Genomic DNA, 17,988 nt, shown 5'->3' on the forward strand with positions numbered 1-17,988 from the left:
AAAGGAGACAGTGAGGGGAGCGGGAATGAATGTAGACATTCACAATCATATTTTGTGGGGGCTTGATGACGGAGCTCAAAGTCCGGAAGAGACGCTGGCGCTGGCGCGTGACGCAGTACAGAACGGTATCACGCATGTCATCGCTACCCCGCACCATATGGACGGTAAATATGAGAATCCTGCATCTTCTATTATGCAACGAGTGGACGAAGCCAATCGCTTGCTTACAGAACATGAAGTGCCACTTACCATTCTTCCAGGGATGGAACTGCATCTCTACGGTGAAATTGTGCAGGACTTCCAGGCAGCGAAGCAGACGCTTCTAACACTGAACCATACCCAATCGTATGTACTGCTAGAACTGCCATATGATCACGTTCCGGCGTATACAGAGCGTCTCCTATTCGATTTGCAGATGGAAGGCTATATTCCGGTTATCGCTCATCCAGAACGAAACCATGCAATACGGGAGCGGCCATCGACTTTGTATCGCATGGTCGAGAGAGGCGTCCTCGCGCAAATAACGGCAGCGAGTGTTGCCGGGAAATTCAGCGACAAATATCAAGAAATTTCACGGAAACTTATCGAGCATAACTTAATCCATTTCATCGCTTCTGATGCGCATAATGTAACGCGTCGCGGATTCGCCCTGAAGGCGGCGTACGAATGGATTGATCACAAGCTTGGACAGCAGTATACGCGCTTTTTTCAGGAGAATGCATGCCGTCTGATTTCCGGACGGGATATTGCGGCCCCTTCCCCGCTTCCTTTTGAAAGAAAAAAGAAGCGTAAAAAATTCTTGGGACTGTTCTAATGCCTCTGCACATGAATGGTCAGGTAACTGCCTGCTGCACCTCTATCACTGCAGGCACTCGGCCATGCTGTGGGCATGAAACGCAAAACAGGGCAATGCCTTAGACGTTCGTCGTCAGGGGTATGGTGTGAGGTCGGGTTAAATGCCCAAAAATCACCCATTATATCTTACTATGAAAAATCTACTTTAAGTATATAAGCAAATTATCAAGATTACAACGAAGGAAGTGGCTCTATGTCTACTATTTCGTTTGCTATTGTCGGATGTGGACATATCGCAAACAAGCATATCGAGGCGATTCGGAATATTCCAAATGCAACTCTGGCAGCGGTATGCGATACCAATCCGGAACGACTAAAGGAATATGCGGACACGCATCATGTGCGCGGATATCTTTCACTTGAAGAAATGCTTGAGAAGGAAACCGAACTTGACGCGGTTTCTATCTGCACTCCGAGCGGATTGCATGCGCCGCTTGCGGTCCAGGCTGCACAGGCTAAAAAGCACGTTGTCGTAGAGAAGCCCATTGCGCTTACTCTCGAAGATGCAGACCGCATCATTCAGGCATGTAAGGACAACGGTGTTAAGTTGTCTGTCGTACATCCAAACCGGTTTCGCCCGGCCGTTATGGAATTGAAAAAATTCAAAGATCGGGGGCTATTCGGCAAGTTAAGTCATGTGAATGCGACGGTACGCTGGAATCGCAACCAGGCGTATTATGATCAGGCACCGTGGCGTGGTACGAAAGCGCTTGATGGGGGCGTGCTCATGAACCAGGCGATTCACAATTTGGATTTGATGTACTGGCTAACAGGACCCGTTGAAGAAGTACAAGCATACAACGCAACACGCTTGCGTGACATTGAAGCGGAAGACGTATCTGTTGCCGTTCTGAGGTTCAAAGACGGTACGCTTGGTATCATCGAGGCGGCGGCGACGATTTACCCGAAAAACTATGAAGAATCGCTTAGCATCTTCGGCGAAACGGGCACTGCCGTTATTTCCGGACGTACGGCTAACTGGATAAAGCATCTGATCTTTGAAGGCGTATCGGAAGAGGAGACGGCACGGGTCATTGAACAGGTAGAGCAAGATCCGTTCGGAACACCCGGGCATCAACATATCATCGCGGACATGGCCGATGCGATTCGGGAAGATAGAGAGCCGCTGGTTACAGGACAGGATGGCCGCAATGCACTGCAGCTCGTTCTGACCGTATACGAAGCGGCGGAAAAACATGCACCCGTCAAATGGGGCGAAAGCAAGGAATTAGTTAGCAGCCAACAGTGAGAGGAGAACAGAGACAATATGGAACAAACAATGCGTAAAGTATCTTTACTGGATTTGACTGCCCAGTATGAAGATATTAAACCTGAAATTAAACAAGCGGTAGATAACGTCCTAGAGAGCGGGAATTATATCATGGGCCCGTTCGTAAAAAGCTTTGAGCAAGCAATGGCTGAATATTGCGGCACAAAGTATGCGATCGGTGTTGCCAATGGTACGGATGCTCTACTTCTCACGCTCGATGCGCTTGGTGTTGGAGCTGGAGATGAAGTCATCACGACGCCGTTTACGTTCTTTGCTTCTGCGGAGGTCATCTCTCAACTGGGTGCCACACCGGTATTTGTTGACATCGATCCGGATACGTATAACATGGACCCGGCCAAGCTAGAAGCCGCTATCACGCCAAAAACGAAAGCGATTATGCCAGTTCATATTTTCGGCCAACCGGTAGATATGGACGAAATACTAGAGATTGCAAACAAACATAATGTATTTGTTGTCGAGGATGCATGTCAGGCTATTGGTTCGAGATATAAAGGCAAGCGCATCGGTTCGCTGGGTACAGCCGGTTGCTTTTCATTCTTTCCGACGAAGAATCTCGGCGGATATGGTGATGGCGGTATCGTAGTAACGAACGATGAAGAACTGGCTCGTAAAATTCAAATTTTGCGCGTCCACGGTAGCAATCCGAAATACTATCACTCCGTTATCGGCTACAATAGCCGTCTGGATGCACTGCAAGCAGCTATGCTACAGGTAAAGCTGAAGTACATCGATCAATGGAATCAGCAGCGCCGCGACAAAGCCGCTATTTATAACGAAGCATTGAAAGATTTGTCGATTACACTGCCATATGTAAAGGAAAATCGTGAAGCCGTATTCCATCTGTATATCATCCAAACTAAATATCGTGATGAATTGATGGCTCACCTCAAAGAGCACGGTATTGCTTCCGGCGTGTACTATCCTGTTCCGCTACATAAGCAGGAGGTATACAGCGATCTCGAATACGAAGATGGAAGCCTCGCCGAATCGGAGAAGGCTTCGCTTGGGACAATGGCGCTGCCGCTCTATCCGGAACTGACAATGGACGATCAAGAATATGTTATCTCGGTTGTACGCGAATTTTTTGAAGCGAAGGGAGAGAGAGTATGACTCCATCAGTAGCAGTTGCTTCTTCACTAGCTGAAGAGCTTATCCAGAAGATCGAGCAAAAAACCGCGGTAATCGGTGTAGTTGGCCTCGGCTATGTGGGTCTGCCACTCGCGGTAGAAAAGGCGAAAGCCGGATACAACGTAATTGGCTTCGATGTTCAGTCAAGTAAAGTGGACATGGTCAATGAAGGCGTTAATTATATTGGAGACGTCGTTGATAATGACTTGCGTGAGATTGTACAGCAACAAAAGCTGCGCGCCACATCAGACTATTCGTTCATCAACGAAGTGGACGCGATCGCCATCTGCGTACCGACGCCACTGGACACGTACCAGCAGCCGGATACGAGTTATGTCGAATCCTCTGCACGTGAAATTGCCAAGTATTTGCATCCGGGCATGCTCGTTGTGCTTGAGAGCACAACATACCCGGGCACTACAGAAGAATTGCTCAAGCCGATTCTCGAAGAGTCCGGCCTTGTATGCGGGAAGGATTTCTTCCTTGCATACTCGCCGGAACGTGTCGACCCTGGCAACAAACACTACAACACGAAGAACACGCCGAAAGTCGTTGGGGGCGTAACGCCGAATTGCACGAAAGTAGCGGCGTCTATGTACCGTTCCGTACTTGAAGGGGATGTGCACGAAGTATCCAGCCCGGCGGTGGCGGAGCTGGAGAAGATTTATGAGAACACGTTCCGTCATATCAATATCGCGTTGGCGAATGAAATGGCGATTCTTTGCAATAAGATGGGCATTGACGTCTGGGAGATGATCGATGCAGCCAAAACAAAACCATACGGATTCATGGCGTTCTATCCGGGACCAGGGCTTGGCGGCCATTGCATTCCTATAGACCCGTTCTATCTGACCTGGAAAGCGCGTGAGTATAACTATCATACACGTTTGATTGAGCTTGCCGGTGAGATCAACAATAGCATGCCAGAGTTCGTCGCCGAGCGTGCGGCCAACCTGTTGAACAAGGAAGGCAAACCGTTGAAAGGCTCCACTGTATACTTGCTCGGCGTAGCGTATAAGAAAGATATTAACGATATTCGGGAATCACCAGTGCTCAATATCATTGATATCCTCGAAGAAAAGGGAGCGAACATCGTATACAGTGATCCGCATATTCCGTCATTTAAACGGCGCGGCAAAGAATACCATGCGGTCGGGCTAACGCAGGAAAGCTTGCAAAAGTCAGACCTTGTTATGGTAACGACCGACCATACCGCGTTCGATTATAGCTTAATTAGCCGGTTTGCGCCTGCCGTTCTTGATACGCGGAATGCACTCAAAACCGAAGCGAAGCCGAAGCTCTATGAAATTCTATAGGAAGTTGAGGGAGTACCATCAAGGGCACATGGACAAAACAGGCTGGGTGGGTCAAAATCATACTCGTTTGCCTTGCTGCGTTCTTCCTTTTCAGCACATTGTACTCCTGGTGGTACTCGCCTGGAGCTAACCGACAGGAGAAGGAGCTGTGGGAAGAAACAGTTACACCATATCTGGGCCGGACACTTGGTACAAGCCAGGAGATGTACGATGCGGGGCAAATGTTGATGGTTCCACTGCATGCGGCGTTCACGATGCACGAGAAAAGATGGCAGCAGGAATTCTCGGGTCATTTCGCCCGGGAGTTCGCCCGGCTTGAAGCGGAAAGCGGGAACGAGAAGATGGAAGACAGGCTGGGGAGACTGCAGTATTTATATCTTTCCAGCCGTTTTCTTGTTCTGGCTACGCAGTCGGGTAAGCGGGAGTTAATTCCGACGTACATGCCTTCCGTTCTGTATCGTGAAGTGGAAAGGCTATGGAAGCAAGCACCAGCCTGGCAATGGGGCCGTAAACCGTTTGAAGGCGGAATGAAAGAACGCGTCGTATGGAAGCTCTCTGAACCGAAGACGGATAAGCGCTATTATACGGCGATTATGGATGAAGAATTGTTTTTATTTGCTATTGCTGCTGACTTGCGCACATATGAACGGGAAACGTTTAACGGCAAGATTGAATCGCCGCTAATAACCGACGTACTGGCTACAGCGGATAAAGCTTTTCGTAAAGGCGTGAAATTCAGAGGAGACGGGCGCTGGGTATTCCAGCCTGGTATCTGGTCGGACCATCCGGATTATCTATATGCGGGACGACGGGAGAAAAAAGCGAACATGAAACCGGCTCCTGTGAAAGATATTGCCTGGGATACATCGCACAGCCACCGCTTTCCGCTCTGGCTGCTGAGCATGTCGCAGGCGCAGCAGAAAGACTCGACGAACCGTAGATTCTACGAGGCGCTGCGTAAGGGAATGGAAAAACAATTCTATGAGCAAGTGTTGATTCAGCCATCGCGTGATTTTCCAGCCTACCGAACGAAGAATTTCATCGATGGACGAAACGGCGTATATCGCTGGGGCTACCAAAGTCTTGGCACAGATAATGGCTACGGGCCATATGAGCTTTCCGGTACGCTATTGCTTGGCTGGTGGACATTCCTTGATTCAGAGAGAATACGCCACGTATACGATAAGATGTCGCAACAGTTTCCTAGTATCGCTAATGTGGCGGGCATCTACAATGAACCGGATACGCCACGCAAGCAGGCATCAACCCAGCAGCAAGTAAAGCTTCGCTCGCTGCTGATGGATTTATCGAGCGGAATGGAAGTGAAACTAAAAAACTAGCGAGAAGAGAGGAGTGAACAATAGTCCTTTGCTTGGAAATGTTGGAATCATGATGCGGGTAAAAAAGTTCTTTTCCGGGGGTTCGTTTATCCGCAATGTATTGGTATTAACAGGCGGAACCGCATTCGCCCAGCTGTTGGTGGTAGCGGTTTCTCCGCTGTTAACCCGGATGTATCGGCCCGAAGATTTCGGAACGCTGGCTGTATATGCTTCATTGCTTTCAGTTTTGGCAGTGATAGCATCATTACGTTATGAATTGGCCATTCTCCTACCAGATACAGAAGAAGACGCGGCGAACATAATGGTTCTATCACTGCTTACGCTGGTAGGAATGACCGCGCTGACCGGTATTCTTGTATGGGTGTTCGGAGATGCGCTTGTGCAGCAGGTCAATGCGCCTGCGTTAGGTCCGTATCTCTGGCTTTTACCCTGTAGTGTATTCGGTGTCGGGCTTTACCAAATTCTGAACTACTGGTCGGTGCGCAAGCGGGAATTTGGCCGTGTCGCCGCTACGAAGGTACGGCAGAGTACAGCCCAGGTGATCACGCAGATTGCCTGCGGTCTTATGGCCTGGCGTCCGCTAGGTCTTCTGCTGGGGGACGCCATCGGTCGCATTGGTGGAAGCGGAACACTGGCGCGCAGTGTATTCCGTACGGATCGCACAGCGCTTAAAGCCGTATCCGGCACCCGCATGAAACAGATGGCCGTACGCTATAAGCGTTTTCCGCTTCTGACCAGTTTTTCATCGTTGTTTAATAGTGCGGGCTTGCAGTTACCACCACTTCTGCTCGTTATGTTCTTCGGAACGCAGATCGGCGGATTCTATGCGCTCGTACAGCGGGTTGTTGGCGCACCGATGACGATGGTGGGCCAATCGGTCGCCCAGGTATTCTTCGGTGAATCGGCCCGGCTGGCACGGGAGAATCCGGTCGCGTTGAAAAAATTGTATTTCAAAGCGGCAAGCAAGCTGTTTTTGCTCGGCGGCGTTCCGATTGGTCTGCTGGCATTGGTCGCTCCATGGGCATTCGAATTGATTTTTGGTGATGAATGGGGAGAAGCGGGCATCTACATCCAGATTATGACGCTTGGCTTTATCGCGCAGTTCGTCGTCGTACCTCTATCACAGACATTAAACATGCTGGAGCGCCAGGGGATGCAGTTGGCCTGGGATATCTTCCGTTTTGTCATCATCATTGGAGGTCTGGTGCTGTCATCGGTATTGAAACTTCCGGCCAGAGAAGCGATTGTCATCTACGGTGCAGGCATGTTCGTCTGCTACGTGGTGCTATTCTTCCTGTCGGCACAAGCTGTCATCCAACATTCCAAAAAAGGAACACAACATGAACAACATCAAGGGTAGAATTCTCCTGCTTCTCGGCGCTCTTATTTATGGAGGGCTGTTGAGCTGGGTTTATATCGATTTAGTTTCTCCAGCCTTCGCGTACATGGGCTATGTTTATTATTCGCCTTCTTCATCCATGGTAATGCTGGCTTTTGCGGCTGCTGCTTTGCCTGCACTATGGATGCCGCTTGTAGTGAAACGTCCTTCGCAGGTAGTGTATTGGATACTGTATGTATTGGTCTACATTCCGGCTTCCATCATTCCTTTTTATACGTTGAGGATGGAGGACGGCAAAGTCGTAGCGTTTTCGCTGTCACTATTGGCCGTGTTCGCTATACTGGGCGCATCCACCCGCCTGCCGTATTTGCCGATTCGCCGCCTTGAATTGCCGCCGGTTTTGTTCTGGCTTGGCATTGCGCTCATTAGTGCGGTTTTCTATGGACTTATCGTCGCCACATACGGAGTCCGTTTTGACGTAGGTGCTCTATCGGATGTGTATGACGTGCGTGAGAAATATAAGGAGAGCGGCGGCGGTCTCGTATCCTACGCCATAGCCTGGCAGTCAGGCGTTATCAATCCGCTAATCATGGCGTACGGTCTGGTAACGAGGAAGCCAGGGCTGGTAGCGGCTGGCCTGTTTGGTCAGATGTTTATTTTCTCGATTACCGGACAGAAAAGTATTTTCTTCTCGCTGCTGCTCAATATCGTTCTCCTACTTCTACTGAACCGTAAGAAGAACGGATTTGGCATTAGCATGCTATACGGTGCTGCCATATTCACAGTATTGTGCGTACTCGTGGATGCATTCCTTGAAGATATGGTGCTCGTATCGTTGTTCGTACGTCGACTCATTCTGACACCGGGGCTTCTGACTGGTTATTACTACGAGTTTTTCACGAACAATCCACAGGTACATCTGGCCCACAGTATATTCAAAAGCTTTCTGGATTATCCATATACGATGAAGCCGGTATACGTTATCGGCTATCAGTATATGGGTAGTGCATCGATGGCAGCAAACGCTAATCTGTGGGCCGATAGCTACGCTAACTTCGGATACCTGGGGCTATTCGTATTCACGATGCTATTGGGGGCGGTGCTGTGGCTATTCGACAGCATTACCCGGCACTGCGAGTATCAGGTGAAATGCCTGATGCTTGGCATACCGACGTTTGCGCTATCCAATTCGGCGCTTTTAACCACCCTTCTTACGCACGGTATTCTTCTGGCCCTTATCTTGGCCTATATTCTACCGAGCATAAAGAAGAAGGAGGAGAGCGAAGCGACATTCTCTCCTGAAGAAATATGGAAGAAGAGCATGCCGCTATCACCTGTTGCTTCATTATCACAATATACGGAGCGTGACTTATGAGAAATTTTGTAATCTGCCACCTCACATCCGTTCATCCACCGATGGATACAAGGATTTTTACGAAAGAATGCAGCTCGCTTGCGGGTGCCGGATATGAGACGCATCTCATCGTACCGGATGCGCCCGCAGGTATGCATAACGGGGTCCGCTTTCATTCGATTACACGCGGACGGGGCAGACTGAACCGCATGACAAAGACGGTACGTGATGTCTACCGTAAAGCGATAGAGATCGATGCGGATGCGTATCATTTCCATGACCCGGAATTGCTTCCGGTAGGTCTGCTGCTCAAGATGAAAGGCAAAAAAGTTGTCTATGACGTGCATGAAGATGTACCGCGGCAAATTCTCTCAAAGTATTGGATTCCTGCACCACTGCGCAAGGTTATCTCCCGCACGTTCGAAACGTTCGAGAACTTCGCGGCAAAACGATTTGATACGATCGCGGCAGCAACGCCATTCATCAGCAAGCGATTCGCCCGTATTGGCTGCCACTCCCTGTATGTTAACAATTATCCGCTTCTAGCTGAATTCGTGACGCCGGAGCGGGATTGGTCGCGCAAGGAACGGGCCGTCACATATGTGGGCGGTATCAGCGTGAAACGCGGCATTCAAGAGATGGTAAAAGCCATGGGAAGAACCGATACGAAGTTGCTTCTGGCAGGCAAGTTCATTCCGGCATCACTTCGTGACGAGACAACCCGAATTCCTGGCTGGGAGCGTGTAGAGGAGTTCGGACATGTAAGCCGTGAGGAAGTGCAGCAAATACTGGGACGCAGCATGGCTGGGCTGGTCACGCTCCATCCGATTATCAATTACAAGGATGCGTTGCCTGTAAAGATGTTCGAATATATGGCTGCTGGCATCCCGGTCATTGCTTCTGACTTTCCGCTCTGGCGCGAGATTGTTGAAGGGAATGAGTGCGGCATCTGCGTCGATCCGCTTGACGATAAGCAAATTGCCGAAGCGATTCAATATCTTGTCGATCATCCCGAAGAAGCCAAGCGAATGGGTGACAATGGCCGACGTGCCATTGAGGAGAAATATAGCTGGGAGATGGAAGCCAAAAAGCTTGTTGCGATGTATGAGGGCTTCGGACCTGGAACGCAGCGGTCGATACCGCTTCAAAAGCAGGCATCTTCACAGTAAATTTGCTTTTAACCGTACGATTGCATCCATCTTACTCCGTAGAGAAAGGGGGAGAGAAAAAAGAAATGAACATTTGGATTTTTAACCATTATGCAATTGCGCCTGGTGCAAGCGGGGGAACACGTCACTATGATCTAGCAAGAGAGCTTGTAAAACGCAATTATAACGTAACAATTTTCGCCTCTTCTTTCTCTCATCAGGAACGCAAGGAACGTTATATTCCGGAGCCGGACATGAAGTGGAAGGAAGAGACATATAACGGCGTCCGCTTCGTCTGGATTAAAACCCCGGAGTACAAGCGTAACGACTGGCGACGGGTTGCCAATATGCTGAGCTATACTGTGCAATCGTATATGCTGGGCAAGAAAAGGAACGAAAAGCCGGATCTTATTATCGGAACGCTTATGCATCCGCTGGCCGCGCTGGTCGGCTGCATGCTGGCACGTAAATACAAATGCACCTTCTATTTTGAGGAGCGTGATCTCTGGCCGCAGACGCTTATCGATTTAGGTAAAGTGTCCAGCAATAATCCTGTCGTCTGGATGCTTCGCAAGCTGGAACACTTCCTATATAGAAATGCGCGGCGGATTATCGTCTTATTTGACAAAGCTGACCAGTACGTTGCCGGGCAAGGCTTCGATACCGAAAAGGTAGTCTATCTGCCGAACGGAGCAGATCTGGACCGGTATAAAGGGGATACCCTGCTCTCCAACGACCTGGAGCGGGTATTCGCTTCTCTGGAAGGAAAACTTGTTGTGACGTATACGGGGGCGCACGGGATAGCCAATCATCTTGACCCGATACTGGATGCGGCAGGCATTCTTAAAGATAGGAACAATCAGATTCACTTCGTTATGGTAGGGGATGGACCGGAGAAGCAACGGCTTGTGGAACGGGCGAGACAAGAGAAACTTACCAACATTACGTTCGTTCCTCCGGTCAAAAAAGAAGATATTCCGACTATCCTGCTTCGCTCCGATATCGGCGTGATTTCTATGCAGGATGCGGAGATTTATAAATGGGGCTTCAGCTTGAATAAGATGTACGATTACATGGCCGCCTCCCTTCCGATTGTGCTGCTGTGCCAGCTTGAGGAAACGCCGATTGAGATGTCCGGTGCCGGAATGAAGGTCAGCAATCCGAAGCAGATGGCGGAATCACTGCAATTCCTGGCACTGAACCGTACTGCGCTACAGCAGATGGGCGAGAAGGGACGCAAGTATGTAGAGAACAATCACGCATGGAAGAAACTCGCTTACCGCTTGATGGATGTCATCGAAAAAGATATCCCGGTACGCGATATAAACGCTGTGTCGGTACAGGCGGTACGCACCTTACCGAAAAATGAGAGGAAGGAATACAACGCATGAATATTACGTTTGGAAAAAATACCATCATCGAAGATTCGGTCGTATTGGGTGAGAATGTCACCATCGGTCATAATGTCATCATCTATGAGGGCAGTGTCATCGGAGATAACGTCATCATCCAGGATAATGTCATTATTGGTAAGCAGCCGACCAAAGCGAAAAACTCGGTTTTAAAAGAAGTGAAGAAAAATCCACCTGTTATCATCGGCGACGGTTGCACGATCGGAACGTCATCTATTATTTATGCCGGTGCGATACTGGAAAACGATGTATTCGTCGCTGACCTTGCTACCATTAGAGAGCGCGTAACAGTGGGAGAAAGAACGATTGTTGGTCGTGGTGTCGCCATCGAGAATGATTGCACAATCGGACGCAAGTGCAAGCTGGAGACGAATTGCTATATTACCGCATATTCCAATCTGGGCAACTATGTATTCGTTGCACCATGCGTTGTGACTAGCAACGATAACTATATGGCCCGCAGCAAAGAGCGTTTTGACAAGATGAAGGGTGTAACGGTAAAAGACGGCGGCCGCATCGGGGCAAACGCGATTACATTGCCGGGCATCACGATTGAAGAGGACGGAACGGTCGCGGCTGGCAGCATCGTAACCCGTGATGTGAAGAAAGAAGAACTGGTTGTCGGCATCCCGGCCAAGAAGTTGCGGGACGTGCCGCAGGATCAATTGCTACGCAACCAGGAATAACTTATATAGAGCAGCGAAACGGAGGGAGAAGCATGGTGAAACGGTCATTCGATCTTGTTTGCTCACTTTCTCTGCTATTCATCACGCTTCCGATTATCGGGGCATGTGCTCTGCTGGTCCGACGCAAACTTGGCACACCGGTTCTGTTTAAACAGGAGCGTCCCGGGCTTCATGGCAAGCCATTTCATATTTATAAGTTCCGTACGATGACGGATGAACGGGACGGACATGGGAATCTGCTTCCAGACGATGTGCGTTTGACCCGGTTCGGCCGACTGTTGCGTAAGCTTAGCCTTGACGAGCTGCCGCAGCTATTTAATGTAGTGAAAGGCGACATCAGCCTTGTTGGGCCGCGCCCGCTGCTGATGGAATACTTGCCCAGGTACACGTCACGGCAGGCCCGTCGCCATGAGGTTAAGCCAGGCATTACTGGATGGGCACAAGTAAACGGACGCAACGCGATTAGCTGGGAGGAGAAATTCGAGCTCGATGTGTGGTATGTCGAGAACCAGTCGTTCTGGCTTGATTTGAAAATCCTGTGGCTGACCTTCTTTAAGGTCATTCGTTCAGAAGGCGTTAGCAAAGAAGGCCATGCGACCATGACGAAGTTTATGGGACAGACACAAGCACATGAAAACGAACGAAAGAAGGCGTAAGAATGATGAATCAGCGGATTTATTTATCTCCCCCACATATGGGTGGAGAAGAACAAAAATATATTGCCGAGGCGTTTGAAACGAACTGGATTGCGCCGCTCGGCCCAAATGTGGAAGGCTTTGAGCTCGAACTGGCTGAGTACGTCGGTGTGCAGGGAGCACTTGCACTTAGTTCCGGTACGGCAGCAATTCACCTCGCGTTGCGTCTACTGGATGTTAGCGCAGGCGATACGGTATTCTGCTCCAGTTTGACCTTTGTGGCAAGCGCTAATCCGATACTGTACCAGGGTGCGACTCCGGTATTTATCGATTCGGAGCCGAATACATGGAACATGTCGCCGGACGCACTGGAGAGAGCGATGCAGGATGCTGAGACGGCAGGAACGCTTCCGAAAGCGGTCGTCATTGTCAATCTGTACGGGCAAAGCGCGGACATGGAGCCGCTGCTGGCCATCTGCGACCGCTACGGTGTGCCAGTTATTGAAGATGCAGCCGAATCGCTCGGCGCGACCTATAAAGGAAAAAGCAGTGGTACATTCGGAAGGTTCGGCATTTATTCCTTTAACGGCAATAAAATCATCTCTACGTCCGGTGGTGGCATGCTCGTCTCTGACGATATCGAAGCATTGGAGAAAGCGCGCTTCTGGTCTACACAGGCTCGTGATCAGGCTCGTCATTACCAGCACAGTGAGCTTGGCTACAACTACCGCATGAGTAACATTCTAGCCGGAGTCGGGCGAGGACAGTTGCGTGTGCTTGATGACCGGATTCAGGCGCGTCGAGCAGTATTTGACCGCTACGCGAATGCATTGGCCGATACCCCAGGTTTCACATTCATGCCGGAGGCAGAAGAAGGATATACGACCCGCTGGCTGACGGCGTTGACGGTGGACGAGCAGACAGCAGGCGTTAGTGCTGTACAGATTGTTGATGCGCTTGCTGAAGAGAACATTGAAGCGCGACCGGTTTGGAAGCCGCTACATTTGCAGCCGTTGTTTACGGATTGCAACTATTATCCGCATGCGGAAGACCGCAGTGTATCAGATGAGCTATTCGCGAATGGATTATGCCTGCCTTCCGGTTCGAGCCTGACGGAAGAAGAGCAGGAGCGGGTAATTGCAGGTGTAAGACGCGCCATACAAGTCGTATGCGAAAAATAACGGAAGTAGGTGAAACCGCATGAAGTATTCCAAAAGAATTATGTTATTGCTTGCGGTGGATTCGTTTATCGTATTGTGTTCGGTATTTATCAGCTATCTATTACGGTTCGAAGCCAGAATCCCTGAGCCGTTCTGGGATAGTATGCCGTACGCGATGGGAGGGGTTTGGCTGGTCACCTGCGCCGTGTTCTATTTTTCCAACCTGTACCGCCGGGTATGGAAATATGCGAGCGTAGGGGAGCTGGTATTGATTATCCGTACAACGACGGTCGCACTTGGAGTGAACCTCATACTGTACGCCGCAGTGCGTGCGTCCGGTATGGATATCGGAATCCCGCTGTCCGTCTTTTTGTTATCCTGGATGACTACAACGATAGGCATTGCCGGCTCGCGCCTTCTCTGGCGTATTGTACGCGGTAGCCAGGTGAAAATCCAGCCGCATCATAAGAAAGCGCTCATCGTGGGGGCGGGCGACGCGGGTACGCTTGTGGCAAAAGAGCTAAAGCATTTTCCCGATACGACGTTGTACCCGGTAGCGTTTATCGATGACGACCCGGCCAAGCTGTATATGGAAGTTGGAGGGTTGCCGGTCGTTGGAACGAGACGGGACATTCCAGCCGTCGTTAAGCGACTCGGCATCGATACGATTGTACTGGCGCTGCCGTCCGCTGCGAAGTCGGATACGGCCAACGTCATCAAGATATGCAAGAAAACATCCGCCAGCATTAAGATTTTGCCGCGTGTGAGTGATGTAATACACGGTAACGTATCCATCAGTACAATCCGTGATGTCAATGTAGAAGACCTGTTGGGCCGTGACCCGGTGGCAGTCGATTTGAAAGGCATCGCAGAATATGTGACCAATAAAACAGTGCTCATTACCGGTGCAGGCGGCTCGATCGGCTCAGAGCTGTCACGCCAAATCGCAGGATTCCAACCGGAGAAAATGCTATTGCTTGGACACGGCGAGAACAGCATCTATGCGATTGAGAATGAATTGAAGCGTAAACATCCAAACCTGGCGTATGAGACGGTTATCGCCGATGTTCAGGATCGGCAGCGGATGGTTGAAGTATTCGATCGGTACCGTCCGGCGGTTGTCTTCCATGCTGCCGCGCACAAGCATGTGCCACTGATGGAACGCAATCCGGCTGAAGCGATTAAAAATAATGTAATCGGCACGAAAAATGTAGCGCAGTGCGCTAACCTTTTCGGAGTGGAGCGCTTCGTACTGATTTCGACTGATAAGGCGGTCAACCCGACCAGCGTGATGGGGACGACTAAGCGGATTGCTGAAATGATTGTACAAAGCTTAAACCGCCGTAGTACAACCAAGTTCGTTGCCGTTCGGTTTGGCAACGTGCTCGGTAGCCGGGGCAGCGTCATCCCGATTTTTAAACAGCAAATCAGAGAAGGCGGGCCGGTAACGGTCACCCACCCAGAGATGGTACGTTATTTCATGACGATTCCGGAGGCTGTACAGCTGGTCATTCAGGCGGGTGCTATTGCTGAAGGTGGCGAGACGTTCGTGTTGGATATGGGAGAACCGGTGAAAATCGCAAAACTGGCGCATGATCTGATTCGTCTGTCTGGATTGGAGCCAGATCGGGATATCAAAGTAGAATATACTGGCATGCGTCCAGGCGAGAAGTTATATGAGGAATTGCTGACCGCAGAAGAAGGTACGGCAGGAACGACGCACGACCGTATTTTTATTGGTAAACCTGCCGTTTTCTCGGTTAAGGAATTCATGGCGAAGCTTGAAAAACTGGAGCGAGCCGCTTTCAACAACTATATGCCGGTAGAACCGGAACACCTAAAGGCAATGCTGAAAGACCTCGTGCCGACATATCAACTGGCGGCATCTGACCTGGAAGAAGCGAAGAACAGACAGAAAGCGGCTGAAGCTGTTGTAAATCGGCTGAAGCTGGAGGTGGCGCTCGGCGCCGAAAAGTGACGGGGAGTTGATAGCTGTTGATTACAAGAAACGCAGACAAGGGGCTGGACCAGAAGGCTCTGACCGATATCTTGCTTGATATTTACGAGAAGGGTGAGCAACTACAAGCAGTCGATACGAGAGACATTGTCTCGGATATTGTATTCCAACTCAAACCATTCATGGAGAGTGAGCGGGGATATGATTGAATTGATAGGAATCTCACGCCACTACCGGGACGGTAGGGAGAGAATCACTGTGCTTGAAAATGTGAACCTAGATGTACAACAAGGAGAGTTCGTATCCATTCTGGGGCCGTCCGGTTCGGGTAAATCCACACTGCTTACGATTCTTGGTCTACTGGACAAGCCGGATACAGGAACGTACTTGCTGTCCGGAGAAGATGTGACACGGTATGGGGACGGCAAGCTGGCTTGCGTCCGCAACCGGCATATCGGCTTTATTTTTCAGCAGTTCATGCTCATTCCTCGGCTGACAGTAGGGGAGAATGTAGCCCTGCCCCTGCAATACACCCGGCTATCCAGCCGGGAACGTCGCAAGCGGGTGAACGAAGCGCTTGAACAGGTTGGAATGCTCACACGTAAGAAAGAGCTGCCGACGAACCTATCTGGAGGACAGAAGCAGAAAGTAGCCATCGCCCGCGCGATTGTTACATCCCCGTCTCTGCTGCTGGCCGATGAGCCGACAGGGAATCTTGACATCGATTCTAAGCAAGAGGTCGTCTCCATTCTCAAGCAATTGAACGAACAGGGGCGCACGATTATGCTCGTTACGCATGACCAGGAACTTGCTGAGATTGCGGATCGAATTCTGTATGTTCGGAATCGTAGACTTGTCCCGTACGGTGAAATACTCGTTAAAGGAGCGGGCCTCGGATGATGATGCGGAACCTGGGGATGGCGCTGCGCGGCATATGGATGTATCGGGGACGTTCATTCCTTGCCCTGCTCGGCGTTGCTGTCGCCGCATTTCTTGTCATATCGTTGATGTCTGTGCTGTACAATTTCAACCAAACGTTGCTCAAGCAATTCTCCGGTCTTGGCGCCCAGCAGATTACGGTCGTGCCCGGCAAGCTTATGAACAAAAAAGCCATCGACAGCAGCCTGTCTGACTTCGCTTCGTTTGCACCAGCGGCAAGTACATTGACGTACAAGGACGCGATGGATGTAAAGCAGCAGGTTGCGGGTGTGGATAAAGCCGCACCGCAGAATGAAGTCATGGGAGCGCTCGTACATGAGAAGAAGGGATATGACATGATTTTTACCGGTACAACGCCGGACCTTCCGCCCTTACTCGACACACGGGTTGCTGAAGGCCGCTTCTTTACCCAGCAGGAAGTAGAGCAGCAGAAGCGAGTCATTGTGCTTGGTTCTAACATTAAGAAGAACGTATTCGGTGATACACCAGCCATCGGTAAGCAAGTAAAAGTGAATGGCGAACAATTCAAGATTATCGGAGTGCTGGGCGAGAGGAAGATGTTCGGCTTCAATATCGATGACCGCGTGTATGCTCCGTACCAGGTAGTAGCGAAGATAGGGAAGACAGATCACGCTTCGATGCTATTCTTTACCGCCAGGAACACAGAGAACGTGCCGCAGGTGGAAAAGCAGATTAATCATGTGATAGGTAAGAATCACGGAAAGAAAGATTTCAATCTTGTAAAAGCGGAAGATGCGGTCCATGTCATCAAGACAGTGCTTAACTTGGCCGGAATTATCACGCTTGCTATTACCGGCATCGCGTTTCTCGTCGGTGGCATTGGCATTATGAATGTCATGTTATTGACGGTAAAGGAACGAACCCGGGAGATCGGCATTCGCAAAGCAGTCGGAGCGAGGTCGTGGCATATTCTAAGCCAGTTCCTGTTCGAGTCCGTCTTTCTTAGTGTTGTTGGTGCCGCGCTTGGACTCGCCGCAACGTATGGAGCGATGTATTGGATTCATCATTACTTCCCGATTCTATCAAATCACATTCCGTTGGAGATGGTTACGTACACGATCGTATTTTCCATCGGTGCAGGGCTTCTGTTCGGTATGATTCCGGCCCTTCGTGCGGTACGGATTCCTCCGATTGAGGCGTTGCGATATGAATAGGCAATGGCAGGTGAAAAACATGCACAAAGCCTTTCTATATACATTTGATTTGATAAATCGACAAATTTTTGTGGTGGGAGGTAAGAAAAGAAGGAAGGGCGGTCGGCGGGAGCGGTCGGAAAAAGACACGCTAGCCTTTCTTCTGTCGGAGGGCAGGGCGCATCCAACCTCTTCTTTTTTCCGAATCTCCTACCTCTAACCACGCTACCCTATCAAAATATTAAGTGTAACCTATATATTTAGGAGGATGAGA

The 17,988-nt window shown here is 50.1% G+C and carries 17 protein-coding genes; all 17 read left to right on the forward strand.

The genetic code is table 11. From position 1 onward, the window contains the following. Positions 1 to 25: 25 nt before the first annotated feature. The 17 genes from AF333_RS02565 (at position 26) to AF333_RS34530 (ending at position 17,934) form a co-directional block, all read left to right on the forward strand. Positions 26 to 814, forward strand: coding sequence for a tyrosine-protein phosphatase (locus tag AF333_RS02565; protein WP_043067587.1), 789 nt, complete (start codon positions 26 to 28; stop codon positions 812 to 814). 234 nt (positions 815 to 1,048) lie between these two features. After that, positions 1,049 to 2,104, forward strand: a complete 1,056-nt coding sequence (locus AF333_RS02570) for a Gfo/Idh/MocA family protein (protein ID WP_043067588.1) — start codon at positions 1,049 to 1,051, stop codon at positions 2,102 to 2,104. Between the two features lie 18 nt (positions 2,105 to 2,122). Next, positions 2,123 to 3,256 (forward strand): DegT/DnrJ/EryC1/StrS family aminotransferase, encoded by a 1,134-nt coding sequence (locus tag AF333_RS02575; protein WP_043067589.1) that lies wholly within the window; start codon positions 2,123 to 2,125, stop codon positions 3,254 to 3,256. After that, positions 3,253 to 4,590, forward strand: coding sequence for a nucleotide sugar dehydrogenase (locus tag AF333_RS02580; RefSeq protein ID WP_043067590.1), 1,338 nt, complete (start codon positions 3,253 to 3,255; stop codon positions 4,588 to 4,590). Before AF333_RS02575 ends, AF333_RS02580 begins: the two co-directional genes overlap by 4 nt. A gap of 98 nt (positions 4,591 to 4,688) precedes the next feature. Then, entirely contained in the window at positions 4,689 to 5,930 is a 1,242-nt protein-coding gene (locus AF333_RS02585; RefSeq protein WP_139188868.1) for a hypothetical protein, read from the forward strand. Between the two features lie 13 nt (positions 5,931 to 5,943). Continuing rightward, positions 5,944 to 7,290, forward strand: a complete 1,347-nt coding sequence (locus AF333_RS02590) for a lipopolysaccharide biosynthesis protein (RefSeq protein WP_139188869.1) — start codon at positions 5,944 to 5,946, stop codon at positions 7,288 to 7,290. Next, positions 7,271 to 8,644 (forward strand): hypothetical protein, encoded by a 1,374-nt coding sequence (locus AF333_RS02595; protein WP_043067592.1) that lies wholly within the window; start codon positions 7,271 to 7,273, stop codon positions 8,642 to 8,644. The genes AF333_RS02590 and AF333_RS02595 overlap by 20 nt, the downstream gene beginning before the upstream one ends. After that, complete coding sequence (locus tag AF333_RS02600) at positions 8,641 to 9,792, forward strand: glycosyltransferase family 4 protein (RefSeq protein ID WP_043067593.1); 1,152 nt, start codon at positions 8,641 to 8,643, stop codon at positions 9,790 to 9,792. The genes AF333_RS02595 and AF333_RS02600 overlap by 4 nt, the downstream gene beginning before the upstream one ends. Before the next feature lie 65 nt (positions 9,793 to 9,857). Next, the gene (locus AF333_RS02605) at positions 9,858 to 11,162 is read left to right on the forward strand and encodes a glycosyltransferase family 4 protein (protein ID WP_052520632.1); all 1,305 of its coding nucleotides are present in this window, start codon (positions 9,858 to 9,860) and stop codon (positions 11,160 to 11,162) included. Then, positions 11,159 to 11,869 (forward strand): acyltransferase, encoded by a 711-nt coding sequence (locus AF333_RS02610; protein WP_043067594.1) that lies wholly within the window; start codon positions 11,159 to 11,161, stop codon positions 11,867 to 11,869. The genes AF333_RS02605 and AF333_RS02610 overlap by 4 nt, the downstream gene beginning before the upstream one ends. Before the next feature lie 35 nt (positions 11,870 to 11,904). Beyond that, a complete protein-coding gene (locus AF333_RS02615) occupies positions 11,905 to 12,525 on the forward strand; it encodes a sugar transferase (protein WP_043067724.1) in 621 nt (206 codons plus the stop codon). A gap of 2 nt (positions 12,526 to 12,527) precedes the next feature. Next, positions 12,528 to 13,685, forward strand: coding sequence for a DegT/DnrJ/EryC1/StrS family aminotransferase (locus AF333_RS02620; RefSeq protein ID WP_043067595.1), 1,158 nt, complete (start codon positions 12,528 to 12,530; stop codon positions 13,683 to 13,685). Between the two features lie 19 nt (positions 13,686 to 13,704). Then, positions 13,705 to 15,642, forward strand: a complete 1,938-nt coding sequence (locus AF333_RS02625) for a polysaccharide biosynthesis protein (RefSeq protein WP_043067596.1) — start codon at positions 13,705 to 13,707, stop codon at positions 15,640 to 15,642. 17 nt (positions 15,643 to 15,659) lie between these two features. Then, on the forward strand, positions 15,660 to 15,830 hold the full coding sequence (locus tag AF333_RS33380) for a hypothetical protein (protein WP_158502503.1): 171 nt from the start codon (positions 15,660 to 15,662) through the stop codon (positions 15,828 to 15,830). Beyond that, the gene (locus AF333_RS02630; RefSeq protein WP_043067597.1) at positions 15,823 to 16,521 is read left to right on the forward strand and encodes an ABC transporter ATP-binding protein; all 699 of its coding nucleotides are present in this window, start codon (positions 15,823 to 15,825) and stop codon (positions 16,519 to 16,521) included. The genes AF333_RS33380 and AF333_RS02630 overlap by 8 nt, the downstream gene beginning before the upstream one ends. Then, positions 16,518 to 17,735: an ABC transporter permease gene (locus AF333_RS02635; protein WP_043067598.1), complete on the forward strand. Its 1,218-nt coding sequence runs from the start codon at positions 16,518 to 16,520 to the stop codon at positions 17,733 to 17,735. Before AF333_RS02630 ends, AF333_RS02635 begins: the two co-directional genes overlap by 4 nt. 49 nt (positions 17,736 to 17,784) lie before the next feature. After that, positions 17,785 to 17,934, forward strand: a complete 150-nt coding sequence (locus tag AF333_RS34530) for a hypothetical protein (RefSeq protein WP_235495983.1) — start codon at positions 17,785 to 17,787, stop codon at positions 17,932 to 17,934. Positions 17,935 to 17,988: the final 54 nt, after the last annotated feature.

This window comes from Aneurinibacillus migulanus, assembly GCF_001274715.1.
GTDB lineage: Bacteria > Bacillota > Bacilli > Aneurinibacillales > Aneurinibacillaceae > Aneurinibacillus > Aneurinibacillus migulanus.

Excerpts from the sequence above, each read along its gene's own strand:
- AF333_RS02565 (WP_043067587.1), top strand. The coding sequence starts at position 26 with ATGAATGTAGACATTCACAATCATATTTTGTGGGGGCTTGATGACGGA.
- AF333_RS02570 (WP_043067588.1), top strand. The coding sequence starts at position 1,049 with ATGTCTACTATTTCGTTTGCTATTGTCGGATGTGGACATATCGCAAAC.
- AF333_RS02575 (WP_043067589.1), top strand. The coding sequence starts at position 2,123 with ATGGAACAAACAATGCGTAAAGTATCTTTACTGGATTTGACTGCCCAG.
- AF333_RS02580 (WP_043067590.1), top strand. The coding sequence starts at position 3,253 with ATGACTCCATCAGTAGCAGTTGCTTCTTCACTAGCTGAAGAGCTTATC.
- AF333_RS02595 (WP_043067592.1), top strand. The coding sequence starts at position 7,271 with ATGAACAACATCAAGGGTAGAATTCTCCTGCTTCTCGGCGCTCTTATT.
- AF333_RS02600 (WP_043067593.1), top strand. The coding sequence starts at position 8,641 with ATGAGAAATTTTGTAATCTGCCACCTCACATCCGTTCATCCACCGATG.
- AF333_RS02605 (WP_052520632.1), top strand. The coding sequence starts at position 9,858 with ATGAACATTTGGATTTTTAACCATTATGCAATTGCGCCTGGTGCAAGC.
- AF333_RS02610 (WP_043067594.1), top strand. The coding sequence starts at position 11,159 with ATGAATATTACGTTTGGAAAAAATACCATCATCGAAGATTCGGTCGTA.
- AF333_RS02620 (WP_043067595.1), top strand. The coding sequence starts at position 12,528 with ATGATGAATCAGCGGATTTATTTATCTCCCCCACATATGGGTGGAGAA.
- AF333_RS02625 (WP_043067596.1), top strand. The coding sequence starts at position 13,705 with ATGAAGTATTCCAAAAGAATTATGTTATTGCTTGCGGTGGATTCGTTT.
- AF333_RS02630 (WP_043067597.1), top strand. The coding sequence starts at position 15,823 with ATGATTGAATTGATAGGAATCTCACGCCACTACCGGGACGGTAGGGAG.
- AF333_RS02635 (WP_043067598.1), top strand. The coding sequence starts at position 16,518 with ATGATGATGCGGAACCTGGGGATGGCGCTGCGCGGCATATGGATGTAT.